General features: G+C 70.2%; 27 protein-coding genes. 10 read left to right on the forward strand and 17 right to left on the reverse strand.

Features of this window, described 5'->3' with window-relative positions; all coding sequences use genetic code 11:
- Positions 1–69 precede the first annotated feature (69 nt).
- From AC3EO4_RS26945 to AC3EO4_RS26960, 4 genes are all read left to right on the forward strand, one after another.
- Positions 70–405 carry a putative quinol monooxygenase gene (locus AC3EO4_RS26945; RefSeq protein ID WP_379575745.1) on the forward strand — a complete coding sequence of 112 codons (336 nt, stop codon included), beginning with the start codon at positions 70–72 and terminating at the stop codon, positions 403–405.
- 86 nt (positions 406–491) lie between these two features.
- Positions 492–1,631 (forward strand): CobW family GTP-binding protein, encoded by a 1,140-nt coding sequence (locus tag AC3EO4_RS26950; protein WP_379575746.1) that lies wholly within the window; start codon positions 492–494, stop codon positions 1,629–1,631.
- A 101-nt stretch (positions 1,632–1,732) separates the two neighbouring features.
- The gene (locus AC3EO4_RS26955) at positions 1,733–2,128 is read left to right on the forward strand and encodes a hypothetical protein (RefSeq protein ID WP_379575747.1); all 396 of its coding nucleotides are present in this window, start codon (positions 1,733–1,735) and stop codon (positions 2,126–2,128) included.
- Between the two features lie 200 nt (positions 2,129–2,328).
- Positions 2,329–2,514 (forward strand): hypothetical protein, encoded by a 186-nt coding sequence (locus tag AC3EO4_RS26960; RefSeq protein ID WP_379575748.1) that lies wholly within the window; start codon positions 2,329–2,331, stop codon positions 2,512–2,514.
- A gap of 40 nt (positions 2,515–2,554) precedes the next feature.
- On the opposite strand, the gene AC3EO4_RS26965 is transcribed toward AC3EO4_RS26960, so the two are convergent.
- Together AC3EO4_RS26965 and AC3EO4_RS26970 are read right to left on the reverse strand one after the other, a co-directional pair.
- Positions 2,555–3,772, reverse strand: a complete 1,218-nt coding sequence (locus AC3EO4_RS26965) for an amidohydrolase family protein (protein WP_379575749.1) — start codon at positions 3,770–3,772, stop codon at positions 2,555–2,557.
- Positions 3,773–4,029: 257 nt separating this feature from the next.
- Complete coding sequence (locus AC3EO4_RS26970) at positions 4,030–4,710, reverse strand: TetR/AcrR family transcriptional regulator (RefSeq protein WP_379575750.1); 681 nt, start codon at positions 4,708–4,710, stop codon at positions 4,030–4,032.
- A gap of 425 nt (positions 4,711–5,135) precedes the next feature.
- Here AC3EO4_RS26970 and AC3EO4_RS26975 point away from each other — a divergent pair, with 425 nt between their 5' ends.
- A complete protein-coding gene (locus AC3EO4_RS26975; protein ID WP_379575751.1) occupies positions 5,136–5,411 on the forward strand; it encodes a hypothetical protein in 276 nt (91 codons plus the stop codon).
- A gap of 161 nt (positions 5,412–5,572) precedes the next feature.
- Here AC3EO4_RS26975 and AC3EO4_RS26980 read toward each other — a convergent pair whose 3' ends face one another.
- Positions 5,573–6,193, reverse strand: coding sequence for a DUF3159 domain-containing protein (locus tag AC3EO4_RS26980; RefSeq protein ID WP_379575752.1), 621 nt, complete (start codon positions 6,191–6,193; stop codon positions 5,573–5,575).
- A 68-nt stretch (positions 6,194–6,261) separates the two neighbouring features.
- Here AC3EO4_RS26980 and AC3EO4_RS26985 point away from each other — a divergent pair, with 68 nt between their 5' ends.
- Positions 6,262–6,612 carry a hypothetical protein gene (locus tag AC3EO4_RS26985; RefSeq protein ID WP_379575753.1) on the forward strand — a complete coding sequence of 117 codons (351 nt, stop codon included), beginning with the start codon at positions 6,262–6,264 and terminating at the stop codon, positions 6,610–6,612.
- Between the two features lie 40 nt (positions 6,613–6,652).
- On the opposite strand, the gene AC3EO4_RS26990 is transcribed toward AC3EO4_RS26985, so the two are convergent.
- From AC3EO4_RS26990 to AC3EO4_RS27005, 4 genes are all read right to left on the reverse strand, one after another.
- Complete coding sequence (locus AC3EO4_RS26990) at positions 6,653–7,015, reverse strand: DUF4345 family protein (RefSeq protein WP_431898419.1); 363 nt, start codon at positions 7,013–7,015, stop codon at positions 6,653–6,655.
- Between the two features lie 103 nt (positions 7,016–7,118).
- Positions 7,119–7,244 (reverse strand): hypothetical protein, encoded by a 126-nt coding sequence (locus AC3EO4_RS26995; protein ID WP_431898420.1) that lies wholly within the window; start codon positions 7,242–7,244, stop codon positions 7,119–7,121.
- Positions 7,241–8,089, reverse strand: a complete 849-nt coding sequence (locus AC3EO4_RS27000) for an SMP-30/gluconolactonase/LRE family protein (protein ID WP_379575756.1) — start codon at positions 8,087–8,089, stop codon at positions 7,241–7,243. Before AC3EO4_RS27000 ends, AC3EO4_RS26995 begins: the two co-directional genes overlap by 4 nt.
- A gap of 162 nt (positions 8,090–8,251) precedes the next feature.
- A complete protein-coding gene (locus AC3EO4_RS27005; protein ID WP_379575757.1) occupies positions 8,252–8,854 on the reverse strand; it encodes a TetR/AcrR family transcriptional regulator in 603 nt (200 codons plus the stop codon).
- A 28-nt stretch (positions 8,855–8,882) separates the two neighbouring features.
- On the opposite strand from AC3EO4_RS27005, the gene AC3EO4_RS27010 reads away from it, so the two are divergent.
- Positions 8,883–10,670 carry an amidohydrolase gene (locus AC3EO4_RS27010; protein ID WP_431898421.1) on the forward strand — a complete coding sequence of 596 codons (1,788 nt, stop codon included), beginning with the start codon at positions 8,883–8,885 and terminating at the stop codon, positions 10,668–10,670.
- Between the two features lie 64 nt (positions 10,671–10,734).
- Here AC3EO4_RS27010 and AC3EO4_RS27015 read toward each other — a convergent pair whose 3' ends face one another.
- The 7 genes from AC3EO4_RS27015 to ppk2 all read right to left on the reverse strand — a co-directional run bounded on the left by AC3EO4_RS27015 (position 10,735) and on the right by ppk2 (position 17,016).
- Positions 10,735–11,187 carry a GNAT family N-acetyltransferase gene (locus tag AC3EO4_RS27015; RefSeq protein ID WP_431898422.1) on the reverse strand — a complete coding sequence of 151 codons (453 nt, stop codon included), beginning with the start codon at positions 11,185–11,187 and terminating at the stop codon, positions 10,735–10,737.
- Positions 11,188–11,298: 111 nt separating this feature from the next.
- The gene (locus AC3EO4_RS27020) at positions 11,299–12,942 is read right to left on the reverse strand and encodes a GMC oxidoreductase (RefSeq protein ID WP_431898423.1); all 1,644 of its coding nucleotides are present in this window, start codon (positions 12,940–12,942) and stop codon (positions 11,299–11,301) included.
- Positions 12,943–13,040: 98 nt separating this feature from the next.
- Positions 13,041–13,541, reverse strand: a complete 501-nt coding sequence (locus AC3EO4_RS27025) for a carboxymuconolactone decarboxylase family protein (RefSeq protein WP_379575761.1) — start codon at positions 13,539–13,541, stop codon at positions 13,041–13,043.
- On the reverse strand, positions 13,538–14,617 hold the full coding sequence (locus AC3EO4_RS27030; RefSeq protein WP_431898424.1) for an NAD(P)H-dependent amine dehydrogenase family protein: 1,080 nt from the start codon (positions 14,615–14,617) through the stop codon (positions 13,538–13,540). Before AC3EO4_RS27030 ends, AC3EO4_RS27025 begins: the two co-directional genes overlap by 4 nt.
- A gap of 176 nt (positions 14,618–14,793) precedes the next feature.
- Positions 14,794–14,985, reverse strand: coding sequence for a hypothetical protein (locus AC3EO4_RS27035; protein ID WP_379575763.1), 192 nt, complete (start codon positions 14,983–14,985; stop codon positions 14,794–14,796).
- Between the two features lie 200 nt (positions 14,986–15,185).
- The gene (locus AC3EO4_RS27040) at positions 15,186–16,058 is read right to left on the reverse strand and encodes an acyl-CoA thioester hydrolase/BAAT C-terminal domain-containing protein (protein ID WP_431898425.1); all 873 of its coding nucleotides are present in this window, start codon (positions 16,056–16,058) and stop codon (positions 15,186–15,188) included.
- Positions 16,059–16,062: 4 nt separating this feature from the next.
- Positions 16,063–17,016 (reverse strand): polyphosphate kinase 2, encoded by a 954-nt coding sequence (gene ppk2, locus AC3EO4_RS27045; protein WP_431898426.1) that lies wholly within the window; start codon positions 17,014–17,016, stop codon positions 16,063–16,065.
- Between the two features lie 229 nt (positions 17,017–17,245).
- Between ppk2 and AC3EO4_RS27050 the strand changes: the two genes are divergently transcribed.
- Complete coding sequence (locus tag AC3EO4_RS27050; RefSeq protein WP_431898427.1) at positions 17,246–17,764, forward strand: AAA family ATPase; 519 nt, start codon at positions 17,246–17,248, stop codon at positions 17,762–17,764.
- On the opposite strand, the gene AC3EO4_RS27055 is transcribed toward AC3EO4_RS27050, so the two are convergent.
- Positions 17,753–18,328, reverse strand: a complete 576-nt coding sequence (locus tag AC3EO4_RS27055; RefSeq protein ID WP_431898428.1) for a dihydrofolate reductase family protein — start codon at positions 18,326–18,328, stop codon at positions 17,753–17,755. The genes AC3EO4_RS27050 and AC3EO4_RS27055 overlap by 12 nt on opposite strands.
- A 217-nt stretch (positions 18,329–18,545) precedes the next feature.
- On the opposite strand from AC3EO4_RS27055, the gene AC3EO4_RS27060 reads away from it, so the two are divergent.
- Entirely contained in the window at positions 18,546–19,460 is a 915-nt protein-coding gene (locus tag AC3EO4_RS27060; protein WP_431898429.1) for a MerR family transcriptional regulator, read from the forward strand.
- 175 nt (positions 19,461–19,635) lie between these two features.
- Here the strand turns inward: AC3EO4_RS27060 and AC3EO4_RS27065 are convergent, their stop codons facing one another.
- The gene (locus AC3EO4_RS27065; protein WP_431898430.1) at positions 19,636–20,418 is read right to left on the reverse strand and encodes a GNAT family N-acetyltransferase; all 783 of its coding nucleotides are present in this window, start codon (positions 20,416–20,418) and stop codon (positions 19,636–19,638) included.
- Positions 20,419–20,822: 404 nt separating this feature from the next.
- Here AC3EO4_RS27065 and AC3EO4_RS27070 point away from each other — a divergent pair, with 404 nt between their 5' ends.
- Complete coding sequence (locus tag AC3EO4_RS27070; protein ID WP_431898431.1) at positions 20,823–21,941, forward strand: hypothetical protein; 1,119 nt, start codon at positions 20,823–20,825, stop codon at positions 21,939–21,941.
- On the opposite strand, the gene AC3EO4_RS27075 is transcribed toward AC3EO4_RS27070, so the two are convergent.
- Positions 21,886–22,980, reverse strand: coding sequence for a class I SAM-dependent methyltransferase (locus AC3EO4_RS27075; protein ID WP_431898432.1), 1,095 nt, complete (start codon positions 22,978–22,980; stop codon positions 21,886–21,888). The two genes, AC3EO4_RS27070 and AC3EO4_RS27075, sit on opposite strands and share 56 nt — an antisense overlap.
- Positions 22,981–23,454: the final 474 nt, after the last annotated feature.

Raw genomic sequence — 23,454 nt, forward strand, 5'->3', positions numbered from 1 at the left:
GCGTGCGAGGCGGCCGAAGCCTTGTTCCGCCGCGCCGCGGCGGGTTCCGAGCTGAAGGAGCGAGCATCAATGATCTTCATCACCGCGAAGTTCCGCGTGCTGCCCGAGCATGCCGACCGGTGGCCAGAGATCACGGATGAGTTCACCAGGGCCACTCGCGGCGAACCCGGTTGCCTGTGGTTCGACTGGTCGCGCAGCATCGAGGACCCCAGCGAGTACGTCCTGGTCGAGGCCTTCCGCGACGACGAGGCCGGGGCCGCGCACGTCCGGTCCGAGCATTTCACGAAGGCCCGGCAGACGCTCCCCGCGTACCTGGCGGAGACCCCGCGGATCGTGAACGCGAACGTTCCCCAGCAGGACTGGTCGCTCCTCGGCGAGATGGCGGTGCCGCAGGAGCGCGCGTAGCCGTCGCCAGCCCCTTGGCACGGTTGAGGCTCCTGTCTCATGCCATGGAGCGACAATCGTTTCCCTTCGTCGTCCGGGAGGACCCCTTGTCCACCCCCGTCATCCTCGTCGCCGGCCTGCACGCCTCGGCCCGCACCGCCGCCGTCGACCGGCTGCTGCGAACGCACCCCGGCGCCGTCGCCGTCCATCACGATCTGCGCGCCGTCACCGACGACCGGGTCGAGCGCGTGGTCCGCACCGCCCACGGCACACTGGACGTGGCCGACGTTCGACTGGCGCACGGCTGCGTCACCTGCGCGGTCCGCGAGGACCTGCTCCCACAGCTGATCCAGCGCGCGGGCACCGCCTCGCTGCTGGTGGCCGACCTGTGGGACTCGGTCGAGCCGCGCTCGGTCGCGGAGGCCCTCGACGTCGACGAAGCCGCCGACCTCCTGCGCCTGACCGCGGTGCTCACCGCTCTGGAAGCCGAGCACATGCCCGTCGACATCTCCCGCGGCGACCGCCTCTCCGAATCGGGCAGGGCCGCGGCGGCCGGCGACCAGCGCTACCTCGCCGAGGTGCTGGCCCGGCAGATCGAGTACGCCACCGGGCTGGTCCTGCACGGCGGCGACGAGGAGGACCACGACCTCACGCGTGCCGTCCTCGGTCACCTGGCGCCCTTCACACCGGTGTTCGCCGGACACGTGCCCGATGTGACAGGTGCCGCGCTGTGCACCGCCGAGCTGGCCGAACGCGTCGATCCGGCGACCGCCCAACTGCCCTGCGACGCCCGGACCGGCGAGATCACCACGGTCGTCTGGCACCGGCTGCGCCCGCTCCATCCTGCCCGCCTGTACGAGGCGGTCGACGACCTCGTCAGCGCGTCGGTCCGTTCCCGCGGACGGTTCTGGCTGGCGAACCGGCACGAGCGGATGCTCGCCTGGGACGCCGTCGCCGGGGTCGTCTCGGTGGAGGACGCCGGCCCCTGGCTGGCCACGCTTCCCGAGGCCGCATGGGAACTGGTCGCCCCCGCCCGCCACGCCGTCGCCTCGCTCGACTGGAACGACATCCTGGGCGACCGCGTCCAGCACCTGGTCTTCACCGGCCCGGACCTCGATCGCGAGCGCATCCACGCCCTGCTCGACTCCTGCCTGCTCACCGAGGAGGAGGCCGGGGCCGGCTCCGGCGCGTGGGCCGGATACGAGGATCCGTTCGCCCACATCCTCGATCTCAGGGAGAACGCGTGAGGCCCCCTCCGTACCCTCCTCCGCTGATGAAGGACCCTTCCTGAGCGTCGGCCGCGCCCCCATGAGCACGCCGCCGCGGCCCGCTGGTCTACGCTGTGCGCGTGACAAGCGAACGCACGGATGACGACGCGTCGCCGCCTGTCATGCGCGTGGGCGGCCGTCATGGCGTCGGCGGCCGGACGCGGAGGATCTGCTGGGGCGCGCTCGCCCTGTTCCTGGCCGCGTTCGCCGTCTTCGAGAGCGTCAAGTACGGCCTGCCGACCACGGCCGCCATGCTGCTGTTCGTCGCGCTGCCCGACCTGGCGCGGCTGGGTGGAGTCCGCCCGCCAGGGCCGGCCCATCAAGTGGTGCACCGTGTGTGGATCCCGTTGGGGGTGCTGGTCGGCTACACCTTCGGGCCCATCGTGTGGCCGCCGCTCTTCACCGCGGGCCTGGGCTGGCTGACCCGCATCGCCGTCGAGCGAGCCCTCGGACGCGGACCCTCCTCGAGCGAGTGATCGACCCGCTCGCCCTGTGCTGACGCGCGGCGTTCGTGCCCGGTCCGGCACGCTCGCTTCGGCCGCGCCCATCTCGGCCTTCACCCTGGAAGCGTGATCGGCATCCACTGATCCGCAACCGGGTTCCAGGTGATCCACAGTTCCTCTGCGATGGACTCTTTCGCGTTCCGACGAGTACCGACAATGAGAAGGAGTCATCGATGTCGCGTTTCTCCAGGGCCGGCAAACGGATCATGGCCGTCATGCTCGGCCTCCTCGCCGCTGTCCTCATCGGCGGTGCCACCGCCTCCCCTGCCCAGGCGCAGCCCAACGACGGTTACATCGTCTGGGAGTGGTGTTACGTCTGGGACTACGGCTTCTTCGGCCAGTGCGGCCACTATCTGTGATCCGATGACCCGGAGCCTCGAGGGGCTCCGGGTCATCCGGTCAATGAGCAGGGGTCTGGGGTGACCTGGTGGTGTCCGGGGTGACCACCAGGCGGCCTCCTGTCATCACCAGCAGTGGGTATTCGAGGTTCTTGACGCCGCCGTGCCCCTGGCGGATGTCTCCGGCCGCGACGATCAGATCGGCGGGCGCGCCGGGACGCAGGGTGCCCAGCGGTGCCAGCCCCAGTTGTTCGCCGGCGAGCGAGGTGGCTCCCGCCAGGGCCTGTTCGAGGGTCAGCCCGACATGCATCATCAGGCTGAGCTCCTGCGAATCGAATCCGTGAGGGATCTCCGGGTGGGCCATGTCGGTGCCGTAGAGCAGCCGGCCGCCGTGGGAGACGAAGATCCTGGCGTTGCGCAGGGCCCCTTCGGTGTGGGATTCGGTGTCGAGGGTGCTGATCATGCGGACTCCCTTGCGGGCGGCCTCCTTCAGCAGCTCTTCGGGAACGAGGGCACTCGGGCTGTGCGCCCACTCGTCCACGCCCGCGGCGAGCGCGATGCGCACGCCCTGCTCCTCGCCGACATGAGCGGTGACCTTACGTCCTCGACGATGGGCCTCCTGTACGACGGCGCGGGCCTCCTCGATCGACGGCAACGGCCATGGCGGGGGCGTGGATGCGTGCTCGCCGCTCCATGGCGCTCCCGCCTCGCCTCCTGGTTCCAGCGCCATCTTGATGATGGCGGCCCCCTGATCGACCAGCCTGGCCACCGTCGCGCGAGCCGACGCCGGGCCCTTGATCACCGCGGACAGGCCGGTTCCCCACACGGGGGTGGGGTAGCCGTCCTGCACGGTGACGAGAGGTCCCGCGCCCACGTAGCGGAGGCGGCCGGGGCCTTCGTGCGTCGGTCGCAGGTCTCCGCCGAGGTCGCGGATGGTGGTCACTCCGTGGGCCAGGATTCTGTCGAAGGGCACATGACCCTGTGTGGCGTGCACGTGAAGGTCGATCATGCCGGGGGTGATGGTGGCCGACCCCATGGCCAGCCTGCGTGCGGAGGCGTCGCGTACCGAGCGCGCCGGGCCGGAGCGCACGACCTTGCCCTTTCTGACGAGCACGGCGGCGTTCTCCACGAAGCGGTGGCCGTCGAACATGGAGTCGGCGGTGATGAGCAACCCGTCGTCCGCTTCGTTCTGGAAGGTCCAGCCCGGCGCGCCGGCCAGGGCCGCAGCGGCCACGGCCCCTGCCTTGAGGGTCTCGCGTCGGTTGATCCGTGTGCGCATTTCTTTCCATCCCTGTCACCGCCGCGTACGGAGGGGCGGCGGCGTGGTTCGGCGCCGTAGGCCCGGGTCGGGGGTCCGCCGACGCGGGCCGCGGCAATGTTCTTGTAGTGTCACTACGACAATATTTTTAGAGTGGCACTACAGTCAACTCTGGGAAGAGGGTGAGCGACAGGAAAGGAGAACAGAGGGGGAGAGCTTGCCCGGATAGGCGTCAGAGGTCACGGTCGCGCCGGGTCCGCGGATATCCGGCGGGAGCGCTATGCCGGGTCGGGCAGCGTTGTGAGCAGTCTGGTGAGGGCGTCGACGGCCCATGCCTGCCAGCGAGCGTGTTCCCACTGCTGGTGGTTCACCAGCAGGTTGTAGGTCTCGGGCGACAGGAGTGCCAGGACGGTGTCGGTCGCGCCGTCGACGGTCATGCCGTCGCGGAGAGGTGTCTTGCGCGCCAGTGCCTCGATGAAGACACGCTGGACGATGCGGCGCTGCCGAATGTTGTTCGCCCAGAGCTCGCCCAGGTCGGAGTCGGCCATGGCGGCGCTGCGCACGACATCCAGAAGTGGCGCCGCTCGCAGGTAGATCTCACCGGCGCCGGTCACGTGGCGACGGATCTGTTCCTGTGGGTCGGGGTGGGCGAGGGCGTCCCGTACCCATGAGCGTTCGAGCGTGGGAACGGGCTCGTCGTCACCGGCGACGGCCAGGTCGATGGCGGAGGAAAGGATGGCCTTCTTGGTGCCGAAGGCGTAGTAGACGGTCTGCTCGCCCACGCCTGCCTCGGCGGCGATGGAGTTGATGCTCGTGGCGGTGTAGCCGGCGGTGGTGAAGAGTTCGGTCGCCGCGGCGATGATGCGGGCTCGGGTCGCGCGCGACCGCTCCGTCCGCCCGTCCACGCGGTCGGGACTCTTGCCGGCCGTTCCGCCGGGGCGCGGCGATCTTCCGCTCACACGCTCACTGTAGCAGTGCTATGAAAATATGCCGGAGCGCCCTTTGCGCCGGATACGGCACGTCGCCTGCCGTGGGCGGCGCCGATCTGCCGGGCACCGAGCCGGAGCGCCGCTGCGCCCGGCCGCGGTCCCACCCGCGGTCCCACCCGCGGCCGGCCGGCCCGGCACCCCGGCTTCCACATCCGACGAACATGGGCGAGGCGCGGGCAGGCGGGGTTCGGCCATCCGGTCGTCGCCCGCGAGAGGCGACGGCGGCCCTGATCCACGGTCGAGGTACGTCCCTTACGCGATCGGATGCGGCCTCTGGGAGACGGGGTCGAGAGGTGGTCCGGGCTTTGTCGTTTTGTGTGGTGGAGCGGGTATCGCCCCGATTGTGGGTGGTCCTAGGATCAGGGCTCTAAACGCGCCGTGATCTGGGGGGACGCATGGCTGACCTAGACCTGCCCGAAGATGTGATCCAAGCTCAACGGGCCTATGACGCCGCGGACGCTCGTGTGCAGGAACTGGCCGCGGCGCTGCCGGCGTCGGTGACCGTGGTGAACGGCGAGGCCGCGTTCGACGAGCAGGCGATGGCGGATCTGATCGAGGCTCGTTCGGAGCGGATGCGGATGCTGGAGGCGTTGCGGGACCTTCCGTGGTGGGGGACCGTGCCGAGCAAGCTGGACGCGAACAGGCAGTTGCGGAGCGCTGCCCGCGGTTGATCGGGGACGAACGACCTCACCTTTCCGGCGAACCAGGACCGTCGCCATGAGCCGGTGAAGACGCTCGGCCGGGATGTCCCGGCCGAGCGTCCTTCATGACCGGAGGAGCAGTTCGGCGGCGTACCCGATGCCGGCCGCCGTGACGCCCGGCCGGCTCACGACTAGCGGCCCTCCTGATCGCGGGCGCGGGCGCGCACGACGCCGGGATACCAGCCGGTGAAGCGAAGGGCCCCGACGATCGCCGCGATCTGGATGATCCAGCCGGTCCAGATGTTGTCCGGGTCGCGCAGGACGAGATCCCCGTAGCCGCCCGCGACCGCCGCGATCAGGAAGGCCAGGCCCCAGACGCCGGTGATCACGTAGTTGGCGCGGACGAAGGCGGGCGAGTTCCAGTACGCGCGGTCCACCTGCTCACGGGCGTACTGGAGGGTGAACGGCCTGCGGAACGCCATGGAGCCGAACGCGATCACGGCCAGGGCGGTGTTCGCCACCTCGCCCGCGTAGGTCTCCAGCCAGCGGTGCGTGCCCGCGCTCGCCACCGCGCCCACGGCCGTCAGGCCGGCGAAGAACACCAGCTCGCAGACCTCGAGGAATTTCCAGGAGCTGCCCCGCCGGAGGACGCGGTCCGCCACGATGACAACGACGGAGGCGGCCAGCGCCGACGCCACCGCCATCTCGAACCGGCCGGGGCCGACCAGCAGCGAGAAGATGATCCACGGAGCCATGCCGACGACGGGACTGTCCAGCACGCGGGCGAGCCTCCCGCCGGCCTCGGCGTTCATGGATGAACCTTCCGTGACAGGATCCGCACCACCAGTCTGCGCCTCGCGGCGCGGGCCAGGCACACGGGGTGTCCGCCGCCGTGTACGCCGGCCGGCTGGCGACCGGCGCGCCTCCGGGCCTGCCGGGCGAGGCCGTCAGCGCCGCGCAGGAGAACATCGCCAACGCGGTGGCCGTGGTCGGGGATCTGCCCCCGCGGCTGGGCGGCTCGCTGCTCGCCGCGGCAAGGGACTCCTTCGCCGACGGCATGAACGTCTTCGCCACCGCCAGTGCCGGCGTCCTGATCGTGGCGGCGGTCTTCATCATCACCAGGCTCGGGCACGTACCACCCACGGGCCAGGAGCAGTCTGTTCCCGCAGGTGAGATCGACGCGGGGCCGGAGCGCGCATCCCCACCGGCCGGGGTCGCCGAAGAGCGTTGACGCCGGTGCTCGGGTGGCGGCGCGGTGGGCGGCTGACAGATCAGTGGGCGGCTGACAGAGCCGCGGCGAGAGTCGCCTCGACGATCAGGTAGAGGACGGTGGGATAGAACCGGGACGGACGCTCGACGATCATGGAGATGATCCGTCCCGCGGCCATGCCGGCGAGTGCCAGGGCCACGGTCGTCGTGACGCCGACACGCAGCCGGACGTCGTGCATGGCGACGGCGAGGGCCGCGGCCACGGCCAGGCCGAAACCGCCGTACACGGCGCGGACCTCGTTGCGGGCGTCGGCCGACAGCAGGGCCGTCCCGAACGGTGCCACCAGCGAGGCGGGCGAGATCAGACCGTAGATCCCCATCCCCGCGAAGAAGACCATCACCACACCGATGACCACCTGGCTCATGGGTTCCAGCATCACGGAACGGCCGTCGCCCGTCGATGACCTCTCAGGTAGGGGGCGGGCGCGTGACGCCTCCGGGCTCGATCGCCGCTGCGTTCGCGCCCGCTCAGGCGACGGTGGCGGGCAGGGTGACGCCGGTGAGGCGTTCGGCCTCGGCCCGCAGGCGGGCGATGGCCGCGGAGCCTGCCGGCCTGGTCGGGGACGGCGTGCCGCCGGTCGGGGCGCACGTCACGGCCAGCCCGCCTGAGGCACGCCGACCTGCGTCGCGAGCACCTGGCCTGAGCCTGGCGTCACCATCTCCGGTTCGGTCATGCCCCGCCATTCGGCGGCCACGATGAACAGGGTCGTCCCGTCGGTGCCGCCCAGGGCGCAGGCGAAGGCGCCGCGGTCGAGTGTGACGGTGTCCAGCACCGTGCCGCCCTCGGCCACGCGTACGCACCGCCGGTTGGGCACGTCGGCGTACCACACGGCGTTCCCCGCGTCGAGGCAGATGCCGTCGGGTGTGCCCTCGCCGAGGTCGGCCCAGACGCGCCGTCGCGACAGCCCGCCGTCAGCGCCGATGTCGAAGGCCACGAGGCTGTGCCGGTAGGAGTCCGCGACGATCAGGGTGGAGTTGTCAGCGGTCACCGCCATCCCGTTGGGGAAGGCGATGTCGTCGGCGACCTGGCGCACCGAGCCGTCGGCGGTGGCCAGGAAGACGAAACCGGGTCTGAACGGCTCACCCGCCATCGGGTTGAAGCCGCCGCGGTTGACATAGGCGTTGCCGCGGCCGTCCGCCACGATGTCGTTCCAGCCGGGCGGGCCGAGTTCGGCGTGAGTGACGAGGGACCCGTCGGGTTCCCTGCGCAGCAGCCGCCCGTCCCGGGAGGAGACGATCAGCAACCGATCGTCCGGCAACCAGGCCGTGCACAGCGGCAACGACTCGACGTGCGCGACCACCTCGTCGTCGCCGTCGAGGTCGAGGGCGATGACCTCGCCCGCGGACCAGTCGGAGAAGTACAGCCGGTCACCGTGCCAGCGCGGCGACTCGACCAGTCCCCGGCCGGTGAGCAGCGTCCGGAGCTCGGTCTTCCTCATCACGGCCCCTCTCGCGCGCCGGCACCGTGCCGGCGTCTCGACATCCATACGAACGGCCGCCGGCCGGATCGACAGGCTCGGATCGCCCATCTCTCCGATCGGCAGGGGTGGCGCGATGCCGCAAGCCGTTGACGCGCACGCGCCACAGAACTTAAATTCCATTCAAGTTCGTGGGACGTGCAGCTCTCCCTCGGCATGACGCAGCGCGGCCCTTACGGCCTGCGCCTGGTCAAGCCGTCCGATGAGCACATGAACCGCGAGCCCGTCCAGCAGTGCGTTGAACGACGGCAGGAACTCCTCGACGGTCACCGAGCGGAAGACCCCGCACGCCATGCCGTCCCGGACTATCGCGGACAGATCCCGCATCCACCCGCTGTCGATCTCGTCAGCCGTGCGGCTCATCGCGTCATTGGACACCGCGCGCAGCCAGGCCTCCAGCCACAGCTTCCAGGAGACGTCATGCCGATCCACGGGCAGATAGATCCGTACATACCGCTCGAGCCGCTCCTGCGGTTCGCCGACCAGTTCCCTGGCTCGCCGCTCGGCCAGCTCGCGCTCGCTCCACCGGAAGGTCTCGGCCAAGATCTCGTCCCTTGACGGGAAGTAGTAGAGCACCCGCGCCGGGCTCATCCCCGCCCGATCGGCGATCTGCTGCACCTGGATCTCCGCCACCGGCCGCTCGGCGATCACCGAGAGCGCCGCCTCCACCACCTTGCGCCTGGCCTGCCTGCCGCGCTCCTGCGTCTTGCCGCTCTGTCCAGCCATCCACCCGTCGCATTCTGAGGAGAACCCCGTGGAGAATAACCCGCCCCGCCGGGCCGTGTTGGCCGCCGGCGCCGTGGTGGCAGCCTCGGCCGTCGCCGACGGCTTCACCGCGCCCGCCGAAGCCGCCTCGGCCGCCGACCTCGTCCTGACCAACGGCTACGTCTACACCGTCGACGCCCGCGACAGCGTGCACCGCGCATTAGCCGTCTCCGGCGGCCGCATCGTCTACGTCGGCAGCGTCGAGGGCGCGGCCCGCCACATCGGCGACGGCACCACGGTGGTGGACCTGGGCGGCCGGATGGTCATGCCGGGGCTGCACGACGGGCACATGCACCCGATGTCCGGCGGCCAGGGGCTGATCGGCTGCGACCTGAAGTACGCCTCCCTCACCGTCGAGCGGTTCCAGGACGAGATCCGCGCCTACCTGGACAAAACCAAGGACAAGGAGCCCGGCGCCTGGGTCGTCGTCTCCCACTGGTACGTCCAGGCCATGCGTCCCAAGGGAACCAAGCTGACCAGGGCGCACCTGGACGCGCTGGACACCAAGCGGCCGATCATCGTCCAGTCGACCGACGGCCACACCACCTTGGTCAACACGCGCGCGCTCGAGCTCGCGGGGATCACCGCCAGGACGAAGAACCCACCCGACGGCACCATCGAGCGCGACGGGTCGGGCGAGCCGACCGGAGTCCTGCAGGACGGCGCGTCCACCCTGGTCGAGAGGAAGATCCCCAAGCCGACCGCCGCCGAGAACGTGGAGATCGCCCGCACCGCCCTGGCGGCGCTCGCGCAGCAGGGCGTCACCACGTTCATGGACGCCGTCGCCTCCGAGGAGGGGCTGCGGGCGTTCACCACCCTGCAGAAGCGGGGAGAGCTCACCGCCCGAGCCCACTTCGCCCCGCTGATCAACGTCACCGACGCCGACCCGCTCAAGGAACCGGCCCGGCTGCGCCGCCGCTACGACAACGGCAGGGTCACCGCCAGGGCCAAGGTCGCCGTGCACAACGTCAAGCTGTTCATGGACGGGGTCCTGCAGTACCCCGCCCAGACCGCCGGACTGCTCGAGCCGTACCTCGTGCACCGGCACGACCGCTGGGTGCCGGGCCGCGAGAAGGGCGCCCAGTACTGGGAACAGGGGAAGCTCGACGCCGTCGTGCTCAAGCTGGCGAAGGCCGGGTTCGACCCGCACATCCACGCCATCGGCGACCGGGCGGTGCGCGTCGCGCTCAACGCCTACGCGCTGCTGCGCCGGTCGGGGTACACCGGCACCCGCCCCGCGATCGCGCACGCCGAGCTCGTCGACCCGGCCGACATCCCGCGCTTCGGCAGGCTGGACGTGGTCGCCGCCATGGGCTTCCACTGGGCCAAACCCGCGCCGGACTCCGTCGAGACGGTCAAGCCGTACCTGGGCGCCGAGCGCTGGGCCACCTACGAGCCCGAGGGCGACATCTTCCGCAAGGGCGGCCGCGTCTCCCTCGGCAGCGACTGGCCGGTGGACCCGCTCGACGAGTGGACCGCGATCAAGACCGTCATCACCCGCACCGCCGCGCCCGGCAGCGCGTTCGCCAAGCAGGGCGCGATGACCCCGCACCAGCGGCTGCCCCGCGCCGCCGCCCTCCGCGCGGCGACCGTCAACGGCGCCTACCAGCTACGGCAGGAACGGCACACCGGCTCGCTGGAGGTCGGCAAGCTGGCCGACCTGATCGTGCTCGACCGCAACGTCATGAAGATCCCCGCGGAGGAGATCGCGAAAACCAAGGTCCTGCTCACCATGGTGGGCGGCACCATCGTGCACGGCTCGGCGGACTTCGGCTGACGGGTGGTGGACGCGGGAGGACCCCGGCGGGTACTCCCGCGCCGCGCCAGGCACGGAGGGCGCGCTAGATGGCGCGTTCGAACGTGACCAGCGCGGTGCCGGGGCCCGCGTAGCCGGGAACGGGGTCGCTGACGGTGAAGCCCATGCGCCGGTGGAACGCGATGGACGGCGCGTTGACCGGGGAGGTCACCGCCTTCACCGTCCGCCTGCCGTGATCGCGGGCGATCGCGAAGAAACGGTCGTACAGGCTGCGGCCGACGCCGCCTGCCCTCGCCTCAGGGGAGACGCCCACGAAGTGGATGTAGGCCTCGTCCAGCAGGGAAGGGGAGGGGAAGCCGATCAGGAACCCGGCCATCCGGCCGTCCTCGCGCTCGGCGACCAGGCTGGTCCGGTGGAAGTGGTCGAGGAACAACCTGGGCAGCGACGGCAGGATCGGCCGTCCCCACCAGTCGTCGACCACGCCGGCGATCGGGTCGTAGTCCTCGGGGACCGCGGGACGCAGGACGTAGGCAGTCATCATCCCATCGTGCCAGGGAGATCGTGACCCTCATCAGGGAGCGGTACGGCCAGGGCGGATCCTCGGAGAACGGGTCGGCCACACGCGCCCGTGGCCGACCGCCGCATCACGTCATCGCAGGTCGGTGGCGATGATCTTCTCGATGTTCCGTTCGGCGAGCGCCGTGATCGTGACGAACGGGTTGACGCTGGTGTTGCCCGGGATCAGCGAGCCGTCGATGACGTACAGGCCCGGGTGACCGGTGAGGCGGCCGTAGTTGTCGGTGGCCTTGTTCAGCACCGCGCCGCCGAGCGGGTGGTAGGTGAGGTGATCGCCCCAGATCTTGTAGACGCCGAAGAGGTCGGTCCGGTAGATCGTCCCCTCCTTCGCGTTGATCTTGTCGAAGATCGTCTTGGCCATGTCGATGGACGGCTGCTTCCAGGCCGTCTGCCAGTTGAGGTCGACCTGGCCCGTCGCGGCGTTCCAGGAGAACTGCGCGCGGTTCGGGTTCTTGGTGATCGACAGGTAGAACGAGGCGTAGGTCTCGATCCCCGTCGGCAGCGGCGCGACCTCGGCGAACGCGCCACCGGCGGCCCAGTTGTCGATACCGGAGCAGGGAATGGTCGACTGGAGCTTGCCCGTCGGGTCCCACAGATGGTTGGCGCGGCCGCACATGACGTTGCCGTTGTCGCCCCAGCCCTTGCCGACCTCGTCGTTCAGGTTGGGCAGCGCGCCGGTCGCCTTCAGCTTGACCAGCAGCTTGCTGGTGCCCACGCTGCCCGCGGCGAAGAACACCCTGTCCGCGGTCACGGTCTTGGTGGCCGTGGTGTCGCCGTTGGTGTTGAGCTGTTCGATGACGACCGTGTAGCCGCCACCGGCCGCCGGGGAGACCGAGGTGACCTTGTGCAGCGGCGAGACGGCGACCCTGCCGGTGGCCTTCGCCTGGGCGATGTAGGTCAGCTGCAGTGATTTCTTGCCGTGGTTGTTGCCGTAAAGGATCTCGCCGGCCAGCGCCGACTTGGTGACGGTGCCGGCCGCCTCCTGCTTCATGTAGTCCCAGTCGTACACGTCGGGCACGAAGACGAACGGGAAGCCCGAACGCTGGGCGTGCTTGCGGCCCACCCTGGCGTACTGGTAGCAGGCGGCGGAGTCGAACCAGGCCGGGTCGATCGTGTTGACCCCGAGTCCCGCGTTGGCGCGCGGGTAGTAGATGTCGTACATCTCGTCGGCGTTCACCGACGGCAGGACGGCGCCGAAGTTCTCCCGCCTGGGGGTGACCGCCATGCCGCCGTTGACCAGCGAGCCGCCGCCGACCCCGCGACCCTGGTAGACCGTGATGCCGCTGAAGTCCTCGGCGTCCAGGATCCCGGTGTAGCGGGAGATGTTCCTGTCGATCGGGAAGCCGAGGAAGTAGTTGAGCGGCGCCTTGGTCCTGGTACGCAGCCAGTAGGACCGGTGGTCGGGCTCGAGCGTGTTGCAGAAGATCTTGCCGTCGGGGCCGGGGGTGTCCCAGGCCATGCCCATCTCGATCATGTGCACGTCGACGCCCGCCTGGGCGAGTCGCAGGGCGGCGACGGAGCCGCCGTACCCGGTGCCGACCACCAGGGCGGGGACGTGGGCCCCGTTGGCGATCGGAGGGGCGGACGCTACGGCCTGCGCCCTGGCCGCGCCGGCGCGGCCGGTGAGAGCCGCGACTCCCAGAATGGAGCCGGTTCCAGCGATGAATCCGCGGCGCGACAGATCTCTGGGGCCTGTAGAACGCGAGGTGGTGCTCATGCGACGTTCCTCACACTCGACTAAATGAGAACAGGTTCTACATGGTGCTCGCGCCTTGAATCGGTAGCCGGTTGTCTGATGGTCGGGTCGCAGCGGGGCTATCGCCTGACAGAGGGCGATGGACCGCTGGGCAGCATGCACACGGTGTCGAGTCCCAGCACGCGGTTGAGTCGGCCGAACGCCAGCCAGGAACCGAGGCTCATGGTCAGCTCCACGATCTCGAGCTGGCTGTAGTGCGCGGTCATCCGAGTCCAGAACTCCTCGTCGAGGCCGTGGTGATCCAGGGCGTACCGCTCGGCGTACTCCGCGGCCAGCCTGGTGCGGTCGTCGAAGGCGTCGGTCGTGCGCCACTCGGCCACCGCGTCGGCGAAGCTCTCCTCGACCTTCTGCCCGTCCCGTTCGGTCCGCCAGTCGAGGCAGAAGACGCACCCGTTGATCTGGGCGATCCGCAGCCGTGCCGCCTCGAACTCGCGGAGCCCGAGAGTGGTGTTGGCGTAGACCGACAGCGAGAAGTTCGAGGCGGCGATCCCGATGCCGGGGACCATCTCGCCCCACACGTACTCGATCGCGTCCTTGCCCTCAGGGATGTCGATGTTCACGGCTGTTTCCTCCCGAGTTTGCCGACCGCGGGGCGCAGGGGGACGTCGAGCGCGTCGTAGAGGCCGGGTTCCGCCTCCACCAGCCAGTCGATGGCGCTCACCAGCCGGCCGGCGGCGGTGGCGTTCCCGCCCGCGGACCGGTTGTCGCCCTCGTCGGTGGCCTCGACCGTGACCTCGATGCGCGGGCGGCCCTCGATGATCACCCGGTGCGCTCCTTCGCCGTCGGGCGGCGTCGGCCAGTCCGGCGCGCAGGACGGGTGGATGCGGGTGACATGCTCGACGACGATGCGGGGTTCGCCCTCGACGACACCCTGCACCTCGAACCGCACCGCGCCCTGGGTGCCGGCCTCGAACGCGCCCATCGTCCTGGTGCTCACCGTGGATTCGAGCGGACGCCGGTCGACGGTCTCGCGGATCTCGTCGAGTTCGACCCCGAGAGCCCTGGCCATCAGCCGTACCTGCCCGCCCCACACCATGGTCGGGACCGTCGGCGCGATCATCGGCGGCTCGTAGTCCATCGGCTGGCCCATACCGACCAGGTACCTGACCGAGTCGGGCTGGTCGTAGGTCGAGTAGTCGAAGATCTCCTGGCAGCGGATCACGTCCACAGTGGTGCCGAGCCCGCTGATCAGCAGGGGCAGCACGTCGTTGCCCCAGCCGGGGTCGACGCCGGAGACGAACAGCGAGCCGCCGCCGTCCGCGATGGCGGCAAGCACCGGCTCCCGCAGTTCCCGCGAGGCGTTGCGCTGGTCGTAGAGCGCGTACATCGAGGGAGTGACGACCACGGCTCCCGCCCGGATCGCCCTGATGATGTCGGCGAGGGCCTCATCGGGGCGGATGTCGCCGGACGCCGCGTAGACCACGGCGCGGGGGCCGGCGGCCAGCACCGCGGCGACGTCGTCGGTCGCCGCGATCCCCAGGTCGTAGCCGAGGTCGCCGAGATCGCCTGCGTCGCGGCCGACCTTGCCGGGGTCGTGGACGAGCACGGCCGTGAGATTCAGCGCCGGATGGGCCTCGACGGCACGGATGGCCGCACGGCCGACGTTGCCGGTACCCCAGACGATCGTGGGCGTCATGGGCGGAGCGTAGCAAGCGCTTGGTTCGGTGTATAGTGCCGCCGCGATACCCGCCGCAGGCGGCGATCAGAGGGTGCTGCCCGGCCGTACCGCCGACGCCGCCCACCCTGGCGGCGTGGACGGCGGACGACTGGACACACCCGGCGACGGCCGGCCCGGGTGCGCGTGCTGAGGCGTCAGATCGGCCAGGGCTCGTACCCCGGCGGCCGGTAGTCGGAGTCCACGGGCACCCGTCCGCACCAGTCGTGGACCTCGCAGATCACCATCACGGACGCCTGGACGATCTCCAGGGTGAGCGTGGCGTGCGAGCCATCATGGTCCTCCGCGGCAGGCACGTATCGCGCCGGCTCCCATCCGGTGATGCTCAACCGGTCATAGTGGGGGACGACCTGACACATTGGTCCACGACTCATGGACATACCTGCCTCCAACCCATGCTGAAACGGATATCACCGAAGGCGGGGGTTATCTGAGTACAACACATCACGGAGCGTCACCTCCGCGTGGGGGTGCCCCGCGTCGTTCAACCTTTCCCCACACACCCCTCAGAGTCCGGTCGCCAGGAACGTCACATGATCTGGAGGGTCTCAAGGATGTGGGGCCACGCCGCGGTCCCCAGCGCGGCATCCGCCTCGTCGGAGCCTCCGTAGACGTAGGCCGTGGACGGCGGGGCCGGCGCTTCGCCAGGAAGCCTGGGGCGATGGCCGGCGTCCGGACTGCTGACGAGGCGCGTCGAGTGCCCCGACGCGGTACGGCGGGCCACCAGCTCCTCGGCGAACGGCAAGGAGGGCCACATGAGGTCGTCTCCGCCCGCGACGAGAAGGAGGTCGCAGGCCGCGTGCTCGATCGGGATCGCCGCGGCCTCCGCCTCACGCGCGAAACGCTGTCGGCTGCGTTCGTAGAGCGCGCGGAACGCGACGGGCGCGCCGTCCCGCTCGGCGGGAGTCCAGGTGTCGTCATAGGGAACGAACGGCAGCGGCTCTCCTCCACGCCACGTCCATGAGGACCGGTACGGCAGGGCGCGACCGTCGTGCCCCGCTCCGACGTTCGCCCAGGCCACCGAGCTGGGCGAGAGCGCGACCACGGCGTCGACGCGCGGATCGAGTCCGGCGACCAGCAAGGCGGCCTCGGCGCCCTTGGACAGACCCACGATGCCGACGCGCCGGACGCCGCGGCGCTCCACCAGACCGATGGCGGTGGAGAACCGTTCCAGTGGGACCTCGCAGATTCCCTCCTGCTGGCCAGGTCCGCCGAACCAGCGGATCGACAACGCCACGGCGCCTGTCCGCGCCAGCAGGCGCGAGCGCTCCGTCGCGATCCGGCCACTCGAGCCCGCCAGGACCAGGACGCCGACGTCTCCACCGCCCACGGGTTCCACCATCACTCCCTCGAAGGGGACGGTGAGGGCGCGTTCGACGAGTTGTGGAGGGGAGAACGCCACGAGGCTACCGTTCGTGATCGGCGGCGTGGTCCTCGTCGAAGATGTCGGCGGCGGAGATCACGATGCGTGGATCGGGGATGCCCACCACGTCGGCGTCCTTGTCGTCGTAGTCGAACCTGCTGAGGACGTGGCGCATCGCCTCCAGCCGGGCACGCTTCTTGTCGTTGCTCTTGATGACGGTCCACGGCGCCGCCTCGGTGTCGGTGTGCAGGAACATGTCCTCCTTGGCCCTGGTGTAGTCGTTCCACTTGTTGAGCGAGGCCAGATCCATCGGCGACAGCTTCCACTGACGTACCGGGTCGACCTGGCGGATGATGAACCGGGTCCGCTGCTCGGCGCGCGAGACCGAGAACCAGAGCTTGATCAGGTGCAGCCCCGACTCGACGAGGAGCTGCTCGAAGCGCGGCGCCTGCTCGATGAACTCCCGGTACTCCTCCTCGGTGCAGAACCCCATCACCCGCTCGACACCCGCGCGGTTGTACCAGGATCGGTCGAACAGCACCATCTCGCCCGCGGCGGGCAGGTGGGCGACGTAGCGCTGGAAGTACCACTGGGTGCGTTCGCGCTCGCTGGGCTTCTCCAGCGCGACCACGGTGGCGCCGCGCGGGTTGAGGTGCTCCATGAAGCGCTTGATGGTGCCGCCCTTGCCCGCGGCGTCGCGCCCTTCGAACAGCACCACGAGTCGCAGGCCCGTGCGCTTGATCCAGTACTGCAGCTTGAGCAGTTCGATCTGCAGGAGCCGCTTGTCGTGCTCGTACTCCGCTCGCTGGAGGCGGACCGGGTAGGGGTAGTGCTGGCGCCACGTGTCGACCGGGCTGCCGTCGGCACGCAGCAGCACCGGGTCGTCGTCGTCGCGATCATCGACCCACAGGCCTGGTGTGGCGTCGAGCAGCTCGCTACCGTCGGCCGCGGCGAACGGATCGACCACGATCCGGGGTCGCATCTGCGAGTTGCTCATGCGGCCGGGCAGGCGAAGATGATGGCGTCCATATCGTCACCCTTCACAGCCAGAAGGTCGTTTAACCACATGCCGGGGTGTTCTCCTAAGAATTCACCCTACCGCCGCCCGGACGCCGCCGGATGCGGCCGAGAAAGGCGACATCACGAGGCTGCCGCGTCCCGGCGGGTCCCGGCCAAGAGAGATCATCGGCATCATGGACGAGGGGCGGAACGGCTAGGCTCACGTCATGATCATCTGGTTGAACGGCACTTTCGGCGCGGGCAAGACGACCACTGCGGGCGAGCTCGTCAAGGTCGTTCCCGATGCGCGGATCTTCGACGCCGAGCAGGTGGGCTACATGCTCTACCACGTCGAGGGCCTGCCCAAGGTCAGGAACTTCCAGGAGTGGACCCCGTGGCGCGCGCTGGTCGTCCAGACCGCCTTCCGCCTGCTCGACTACGTGGGCGGAGTGCTCGTCATCCCGCAGACGGTGCTGATCGAGGAGTACTGGACGGAGATCCGCGCCGGGTTGGAGAAGGAGGGCATCCCCCTGCGTCACGTCGTGCTGCACACCGACCAGGACACGCTCACCCGGCGGATCGAGACCGACACCATCGAGACCGGCGCACGCCAGTGGCGGCTCGACCACCTCGCGGACTACCGCGACGCCTTGCCGTGGCTGACCCGCGAAGCCGAGGTCGTCGACACGACCGGCGTCGCGCCCGCGCGGGTCGCTCAGATCATCGCCGAAGGGTCAGGCGGCTGACCTTTCGGGGCGCAGATAGCGGAGCAGGACGACCCCGTTGCCGAAGGCCCTGGTCTCGATGAGCCGCAGCTCGGCCCTGGAGTCCGATGGCCGGAACAGGAGCCTGCCCCGCCCGATGACGACCGGGTGGACGTAGAGCCGGTACTCGTCGACCAGGTCCTCGCGCATGAAGGCCGCGGCCAGATCAGCCCCGCCGAGCGCCATGTCGCCACCTGGCCGCGCCTTGAGCTCCCTGATCTGTTCAGGGTCGACGTTCCGCAGCACCGCGGTGTTCCAGTCGGCCTTCTCCAGGGACCGGGAGAACACGATCTTCGGCATGTCCCGCCAGATACGGGCGAACTCGACCATCGGCCGGGTGCTCGACGGGTCCTTGTCGGCCGTCGGCCAGGCCTCGGCCATCAGCTCGTGGGTGACCCGGCCACTGAGGAAGGCGCTCATGGCGCCGAGTTGTTCGTTGAAGTGGTCGTGCAGCTCGTCGTCGACCAGATGCCAGTCGAGCTCGCGGTCCGGTCCCTCGAAGAATCCGTCCAGCGACACCGACATCATCAAGATGATCTTTCTCATCGCGGTTCCCTCCGCACTCGCACAGGAGTCACCGTGATTGTTTCCCAGGCATGCGCGCGCGTGCAGGCCGTTCGCGAGGACGAGGCTCCAGGAGGAGTCGCCGAGCATGGCGGCTGCGCTGCCGCGTGCGGGAGGCGCTCGAGTCGCCCGCTGTCGGCGAGAGGGGCGAGCCGAAGGGCTTGAGTCTCCAGCGGCTGGAAGGTCCACACTCATGGTCATGGACGACGACCGCGGCGAACCGCTCACCATCGGCCGGCTGTCCCAGCATACGGGGATGCCGGTGCGCACGATCCGGTACTGGTCCGACGTCGGGGTGCTGCCGCCGGCGGGCCGGAGCGAAAGCGGCTACCGGCTCTACGACGCCCGGTCCGTGGCCCGGCTGGAGCTCATCCGGAGCCTGCGCGAGCTCGGGCTGGGACTGGGGGACGTGCGCCGGGTGCTGGAGGAGCGGACCACGATCGCGGACGTCGCCGAAACCCACGTCATGGCACTGGACGCGCAGATCCGCGTCCTCCGGCTGCGCCGGGCGGTGCTCAGCACGCTCGCCAGGCGACGCCCCCGACCAGAGGAGTTGACCCTGTTGGACAGACTGGCCAGGCTCACCGGCGACGAGCGCCGTCAGATCATCGAGGACTTCCTGGAGGAGGTCTTCGGCGGCCTCGACGCCGACCCCGAACTGAAGGAGCGCATGCGCCACACGCCGGCGGACCTGCCCGCCGACCCCACCCCCGAGCAGGTCGACGCCTGGATCGAGCTCGCCGAGCTCGTCCAGGACAGGGACTTCCGGCGGCGGATGCGCGCCATGGCCGAGCAGCACGCCGCCGGACGTCCTCCGGAGGGGCCGGGCCGCGAGCCCGGCGCCTACCAGTGGTTCGCCAAGAAGGTCGGCGGAATGGTCGGCGAGGCCCGTGAGCGCGGGATCGGCCCCGACTCGGCCGCGGCGGCCCACGTGCTGGACCGGCTCCTCGGCCCGGCCGACCGGACCCAGGTGCTGGCGCGGCTGGAATCCGGAGGCGACGCTCGAACCGAGCGCTACCGGCAGCTCCTCGCGACCGTCAACGGCGAACCGGCCCCCTCCTCGCACCTGGACGACTTCGCCTGGCTGGCGGCGGCGCTCCGAGCTCATCCCTGACCGCGCGGTGCGGGCCGGCGGGGGTCGGCGCGCGACGATACAGGAGCCCGTCGCTCTGCTGTGCTCGGGCGGAGCGACGGTGGCGGCGTGGGTGTTGATCCAGACGATGCCCGTGTCCAGAGCCCGGGCGGCGCTTCCAGCTGATTCAGGGCATGCTCGCCGACAGTGCCCAGCTTCAGGCTGCACCCCCGCGGGCGAGCAGGTACCAGCCGGAGCGGGTGAACCCGGTCACCCGGTAGCCGCGGCCGAGCGCGTCCCCGAGCCCGCGTTCCAGCGCCGCCCGCCACCGCCCGGCCGCCGCCGGGTCCGCCGCGCGCATCGACTCGACGTCCGCCGGGGTCGCGCAGAGCAGCAGCGGCGCGTCACCGGCTTCCCGTACCGTCCCGGCCTCGTCGACCACCACCACACCATCGTGGTCCGACAACGGCGGGGGAGCGGCCGCATCCGTCGGCCAGGTGACGTAGAGCCGGTCGGAGGGTCCGCCGTCGTTGATGCCGTCGGTCATCGGCCCGTAGAAGTCGGGCAGGTAGGCGTCGACGCGGGCGCCCAGGCGGGCCAGGTTGAAGAAGGCGTTGCGCCGCACCAGAGGGTCGAACGTCCACGACACGGCGGCCAGCCCCTGCTCGGCAGCCCACGCCCGCTGGTGCTCCTTCAGCGCCCTGCCGACGCCACGCCCGCGTGCGCCCGCAGCCACGCCCGCGACGTGCGAGTGCAGGCTGCGGTCCGCCGCGCGGAACCCCGCGGCCACCCCGACGAGCTCCTCGCCGATGAAGGCACCGCCCACATATCCGCCGGTGTGGGCGAACGCGCACAGCAGATCCAGCGGGATCGGCGGGTCGTCGCCGCGTCTCGTTCCCCAGACCCCACGCAGAAGTCGGTCGGCGCACTGCAGTGCCCGCGTGCCATGGAGGGAACGGATCGTGACCCCGGCCGGGGCGGAGATGAGGAGTTCGGCCATGAGCTTCAGCATCGCGGCACGCGCCGTCCTGCGCGTTGGCGTCCACGCCGAACTTCACCCCCTCCCCTTTGTGGCGCCGTTCAGCCGCGCAGGCTCGTCCTCCCACCTCTCAACGCGGTGTCGGAGGGCTCCGCTCCACCTTGGCGGGAACGCGCAGCCCGAGCGCACCGTCCTGCTCGGGCGGGACGGCCGATCTCCAGGAGATCGGCCCCGGGGCTGTTCAGGCCGATGTCCAGTGCACAGCACCGGCATTGCAAGCGGTCGTCAACCGGCGTCCCGCACGGTGGTAGCCCAAGACAGCCGCCGACGGGGGGACGATGGTGACGTACACGCGGCAATCCGCTTCGGCGGCCGTGCGCGAAGCCGGCCGCCCACCGGAACCGAGCGCGGGACGAGACCCGCGGGTGAGCCAGGTCGAGCGATGGTTCGTGCGCCAGGGGCTGCCCACGCTCCGCCTCGATGACGGCCGGCGCGACACACTCGCCCGGATGGCACCCGTGCTGGCCTTCGTGGGCGTGACGGGCCTGTTGGAAAGGCCGCTGCAGAACATGGTGATCGTCCTGTACTGCGTCGCCGCCGCTGGAGCGTTCGCGCTGCGTTACTGGATCGGCGTCACGCGTCGCTCCGTCGCCGTGCGCTGGACGAGGTTCGCGTCCGTCTGCCTCTACTGGGCGAGCGCGATCGGGATGGTCGAGTTCTCCGGGCCGGAGGTGACGGTAAGCGCCGTCGGCAGCGTAGTGATTTTGGGGACGTTCTTCCCTGTGGCCTACCTTGCCACCGCCTACGGGCTCGTGCCGCTGGCCGGGCGCGCCCTCCTGCACGTCGTCCGCGACGTCAGGGACAGCGTGCAGTTGCAGGCGCGCAGCCTGCCCCTGTTGCTGTTCCTCACGCTGTTCTTCTTCTTCACCGGCGAGTTGTGGCAGCTGGCCGACAGGTTGTCGTGGTGGCGGGAGAGCGTGGTGATCGGGATCTTCGCGACCGTGACCGTCTGCGCCTCCGCCGCCCGGCTGCGCGAGGAGATCCAGCAGATCGAGCAGCGCCTGTCCATCCCGGAGATGCTCTCCGCCTGTCGCGGGACGCCTCTCGAAGGGGCGTTGGACGAATGCGCCGCCGCGGTCCCGCTGACCCGCAGACAGAGCTTCAACCGGCTGCTCCTGCTGGCCGGCAGGCAGCTCACCCAGGCGGCCGTGGTGGGCGTCGGCATGTTCCTGTTCTTCGTCTCGATCGGGCTGGTGCTCATCGACCCGGCGACGATGCAGCAGTGGATCGGATCGCCGCCGAACCCGTCCAATCTGATCCCCGTGCTCCCGGTCGCGCTGTTGCGGGTGTCGCTGCTGCTCGCCGGGTTCGCGAGCATGTACTTCGCGATCTCCACCATGACCGATCCGCACTACCGCAAGGAGTTCTTCCCGCCGGTGATCCGCGAGCTCGAGCGCGCGCTCGCCGTACGCGCGGCCTACCTGACGCTCATGGGTCGAGGCGGTAGAAGCGCCACAGGTCATGCTCGACAGGCAGGATCGTGACGTTGCTGAAGCCGGCTTCGTCGGCGTAGCGGCGGACCGTCTCCGGGCGGATCACCGTCCCGGTGGCGGCCGACTCGGGGTCGACCATGGAGGCGGCCAGGCAGTGCAGGGCGCTCCAGCCATACTGGAAGCGCTCGACGTCGTCGCCGGGCGCGGTGAAGGTCTCGGCGACCTTTTCGTCGCCCACCAGCACCGTTCCGCCGGGAGCGAGCATGCCCCTGACCGCCCGCAGCACCTCGACCGGCCTGGACATGTCGTGCAGCGTCTCGAAGAGCGTCACCAGGTCGTAGCGCCCGCTCAGGCCGGGGTCGGCCGCGTCACGGCAGGCGAAGGTGACCCGCTCGGCCAGCCCGGACCGCTCGGCCCTGCCGCGGGCCGTCTCGATCGACCCCTCGTCGAGGTCGATGCCGTCGACGCGGGCGTCAGGGTAGGCCCGGGCGAGCGCGAGGGTCGACCAGCCGGTCCCGCAGCCGAGGTCGGCGACGCGCGCGGGAGGGTCGGTACCGCGTAGCCTGGCCTCGATGTCGGGCAGCGCCGGGATCCACTCGGCGGCGAGCTGGTTGACGAACATCGGCCGGTTGCCGCGGGCGATCGCGTCGGCCACGCCGGGATAGGCCTCGTACGGCACGCCGCCCCCGCTGCGGAACGCCTCGACGACCTGCGGCAGCGCCTGGGCGAGGCTGACCACGAGCGGCGCGAACGGCGCCATGTAGTACAGGCTCTCCGGCTCGCACAGCACCTCGTCGGCCCCGGGCGGGAGCCGGTAACGGCGCCTGCCACCGTCGTCTTCCATCACGTCCAGGATGCCCGCGACGGCCTGCTGTTCCAGCCACTCGCGGGCGTACCGCTCGGCGATGCCCGCCTGGTCGGCGAGCTCCTGCGGGGACATCGACTCGGCTCCCGCGAGCGCGGTGTAGAGCCCGAGCCGGTCGCCCACGTAGATGTGCAGCATCTCCTGCATGGCGATGGTGTCGCGGAAGAGCCTGTCGGCGAGCGCGTCGCGCCGCTCGGTGTCTGCGTTTGCACTGGTCTCGGGCATGCCGTCCACTCCCCCCGTCCCGCCTCCCCCAAGGCGGGGCCGTACTTCACCCCACGATAGTTGCGGCACCACGACTCCTCTGCGCGGCCCGGCGATGCCCGGGTGACGATCCGTACAGGCGGGTGGTCGGCCCATGTTCCGTCGTGCCGACGGACGGGCTGATCAGCGCCTCGCACCCGCCGGAGATCTCCGAGGGCGAGGAGATCGAGGTGAGGAACGCCGCCGGCGGATCTGCCTCTCGTCGAAGGACTGCCCGCAGCTCACATGGGTCGACTTCGCGATCACGTTCTGCGGCGGGGACCCGGACCTGTTCATGCTCATGTCCGGCTACCGGACGGTCCTGGTCTGAAAGGTCACTCTTCGGGGCACAAGCGGGTGCCGACCACCGCGAGCGCGTGCCGTCGTCCGCGAAGCGCGGATAACGGCTCTGCGGAGCCGCAACAAATGCGGACATACGCCAGCAAAGAGTGAGGT

Source organism: Nonomuraea sp. bgisy101 (genome assembly GCF_057708945.1).

What these genes read in the sequence shown, in the direction of transcription:
- AC3EO4_RS26945 (WP_379575745.1), top strand. Translation starts at nt 70, where the DNA reads ATGATCTTCATCACCGCGAAGTTCCGCGTGCTGCCCGAGCATGCCGAC.
- AC3EO4_RS26960 (WP_379575748.1), top strand. Translation starts at nt 2,329, where the DNA reads ATGTCGCGTTTCTCCAGGGCCGGCAAACGGATCATGGCCGTCATGCTC.
- AC3EO4_RS26965 (WP_379575749.1), bottom strand. Translation starts at nt 3,772, where the DNA reads ATGCGCACACGGATCAACCGACGCGAGACCCTCAAGGCAGGGGCCGTG.
- AC3EO4_RS26975 (WP_379575751.1), top strand. Translation starts at nt 5,136, where the DNA reads ATGGCTGACCTAGACCTGCCCGAAGATGTGATCCAAGCTCAACGGGCC.
- AC3EO4_RS26980 (WP_379575752.1), bottom strand. Translation starts at nt 6,193, where the DNA reads ATGAACGCCGAGGCCGGCGGGAGGCTCGCCCGCGTGCTGGACAGTCCC.
- AC3EO4_RS26990 (WP_431898419.1), bottom strand. Translation starts at nt 7,015, where the DNA reads ATGAGCCAGGTGGTCATCGGTGTGGTGATGGTCTTCTTCGCGGGGATG.
- AC3EO4_RS27000 (WP_379575756.1), bottom strand. Translation starts at nt 8,089, where the DNA reads ATGAGGAAGACCGAGCTCCGGACGCTGCTCACCGGCCGGGGACTGGTC.
- AC3EO4_RS27005 (WP_379575757.1), bottom strand. Translation starts at nt 8,854, where the DNA reads ATGGCTGGACAGAGCGGCAAGACGCAGGAGCGCGGCAGGCAGGCCAGG.
- AC3EO4_RS27015 (WP_431898422.1), bottom strand. Translation starts at nt 11,187, where the DNA reads ATGACTGCCTACGTCCTGCGTCCCGCGGTCCCCGAGGACTACGACCCG.
- AC3EO4_RS27020 (WP_431898423.1), bottom strand. Translation starts at nt 12,942, where the DNA reads ATGAGCACCACCTCGCGTTCTACAGGCCCCAGAGATCTGTCGCGCCGC.
- AC3EO4_RS27030 (WP_431898424.1), bottom strand. Translation starts at nt 14,617, where the DNA reads ATGACGCCCACGATCGTCTGGGGTACCGGCAACGTCGGCCGTGCGGCC.
- ppk2 (WP_431898426.1), bottom strand. Translation starts at nt 17,016, where the DNA reads ATGAGCAACTCGCAGATGCGACCCCGGATCGTGGTCGATCCGTTCGCC.
- AC3EO4_RS27050 (WP_431898427.1), top strand. Translation starts at nt 17,246, where the DNA reads ATGATCATCTGGTTGAACGGCACTTTCGGCGCGGGCAAGACGACCACT.
- AC3EO4_RS27055 (WP_431898428.1), bottom strand. Translation starts at nt 18,328, where the DNA reads ATGAGAAAGATCATCTTGATGATGTCGGTGTCGCTGGACGGATTCTTC.
- AC3EO4_RS27060 (WP_431898429.1), top strand. Translation starts at nt 18,546, where the DNA reads ATGGACGACGACCGCGGCGAACCGCTCACCATCGGCCGGCTGTCCCAG.
- AC3EO4_RS27065 (WP_431898430.1), bottom strand. Translation starts at nt 20,418, where the DNA reads ATGGCCGAACTCCTCATCTCCGCCCCGGCCGGGGTCACGATCCGTTCC.
- AC3EO4_RS27075 (WP_431898432.1), bottom strand. Translation starts at nt 22,980, where the DNA reads ATGCCCGAGACCAGTGCAAACGCAGACACCGAGCGGCGCGACGCGCTC.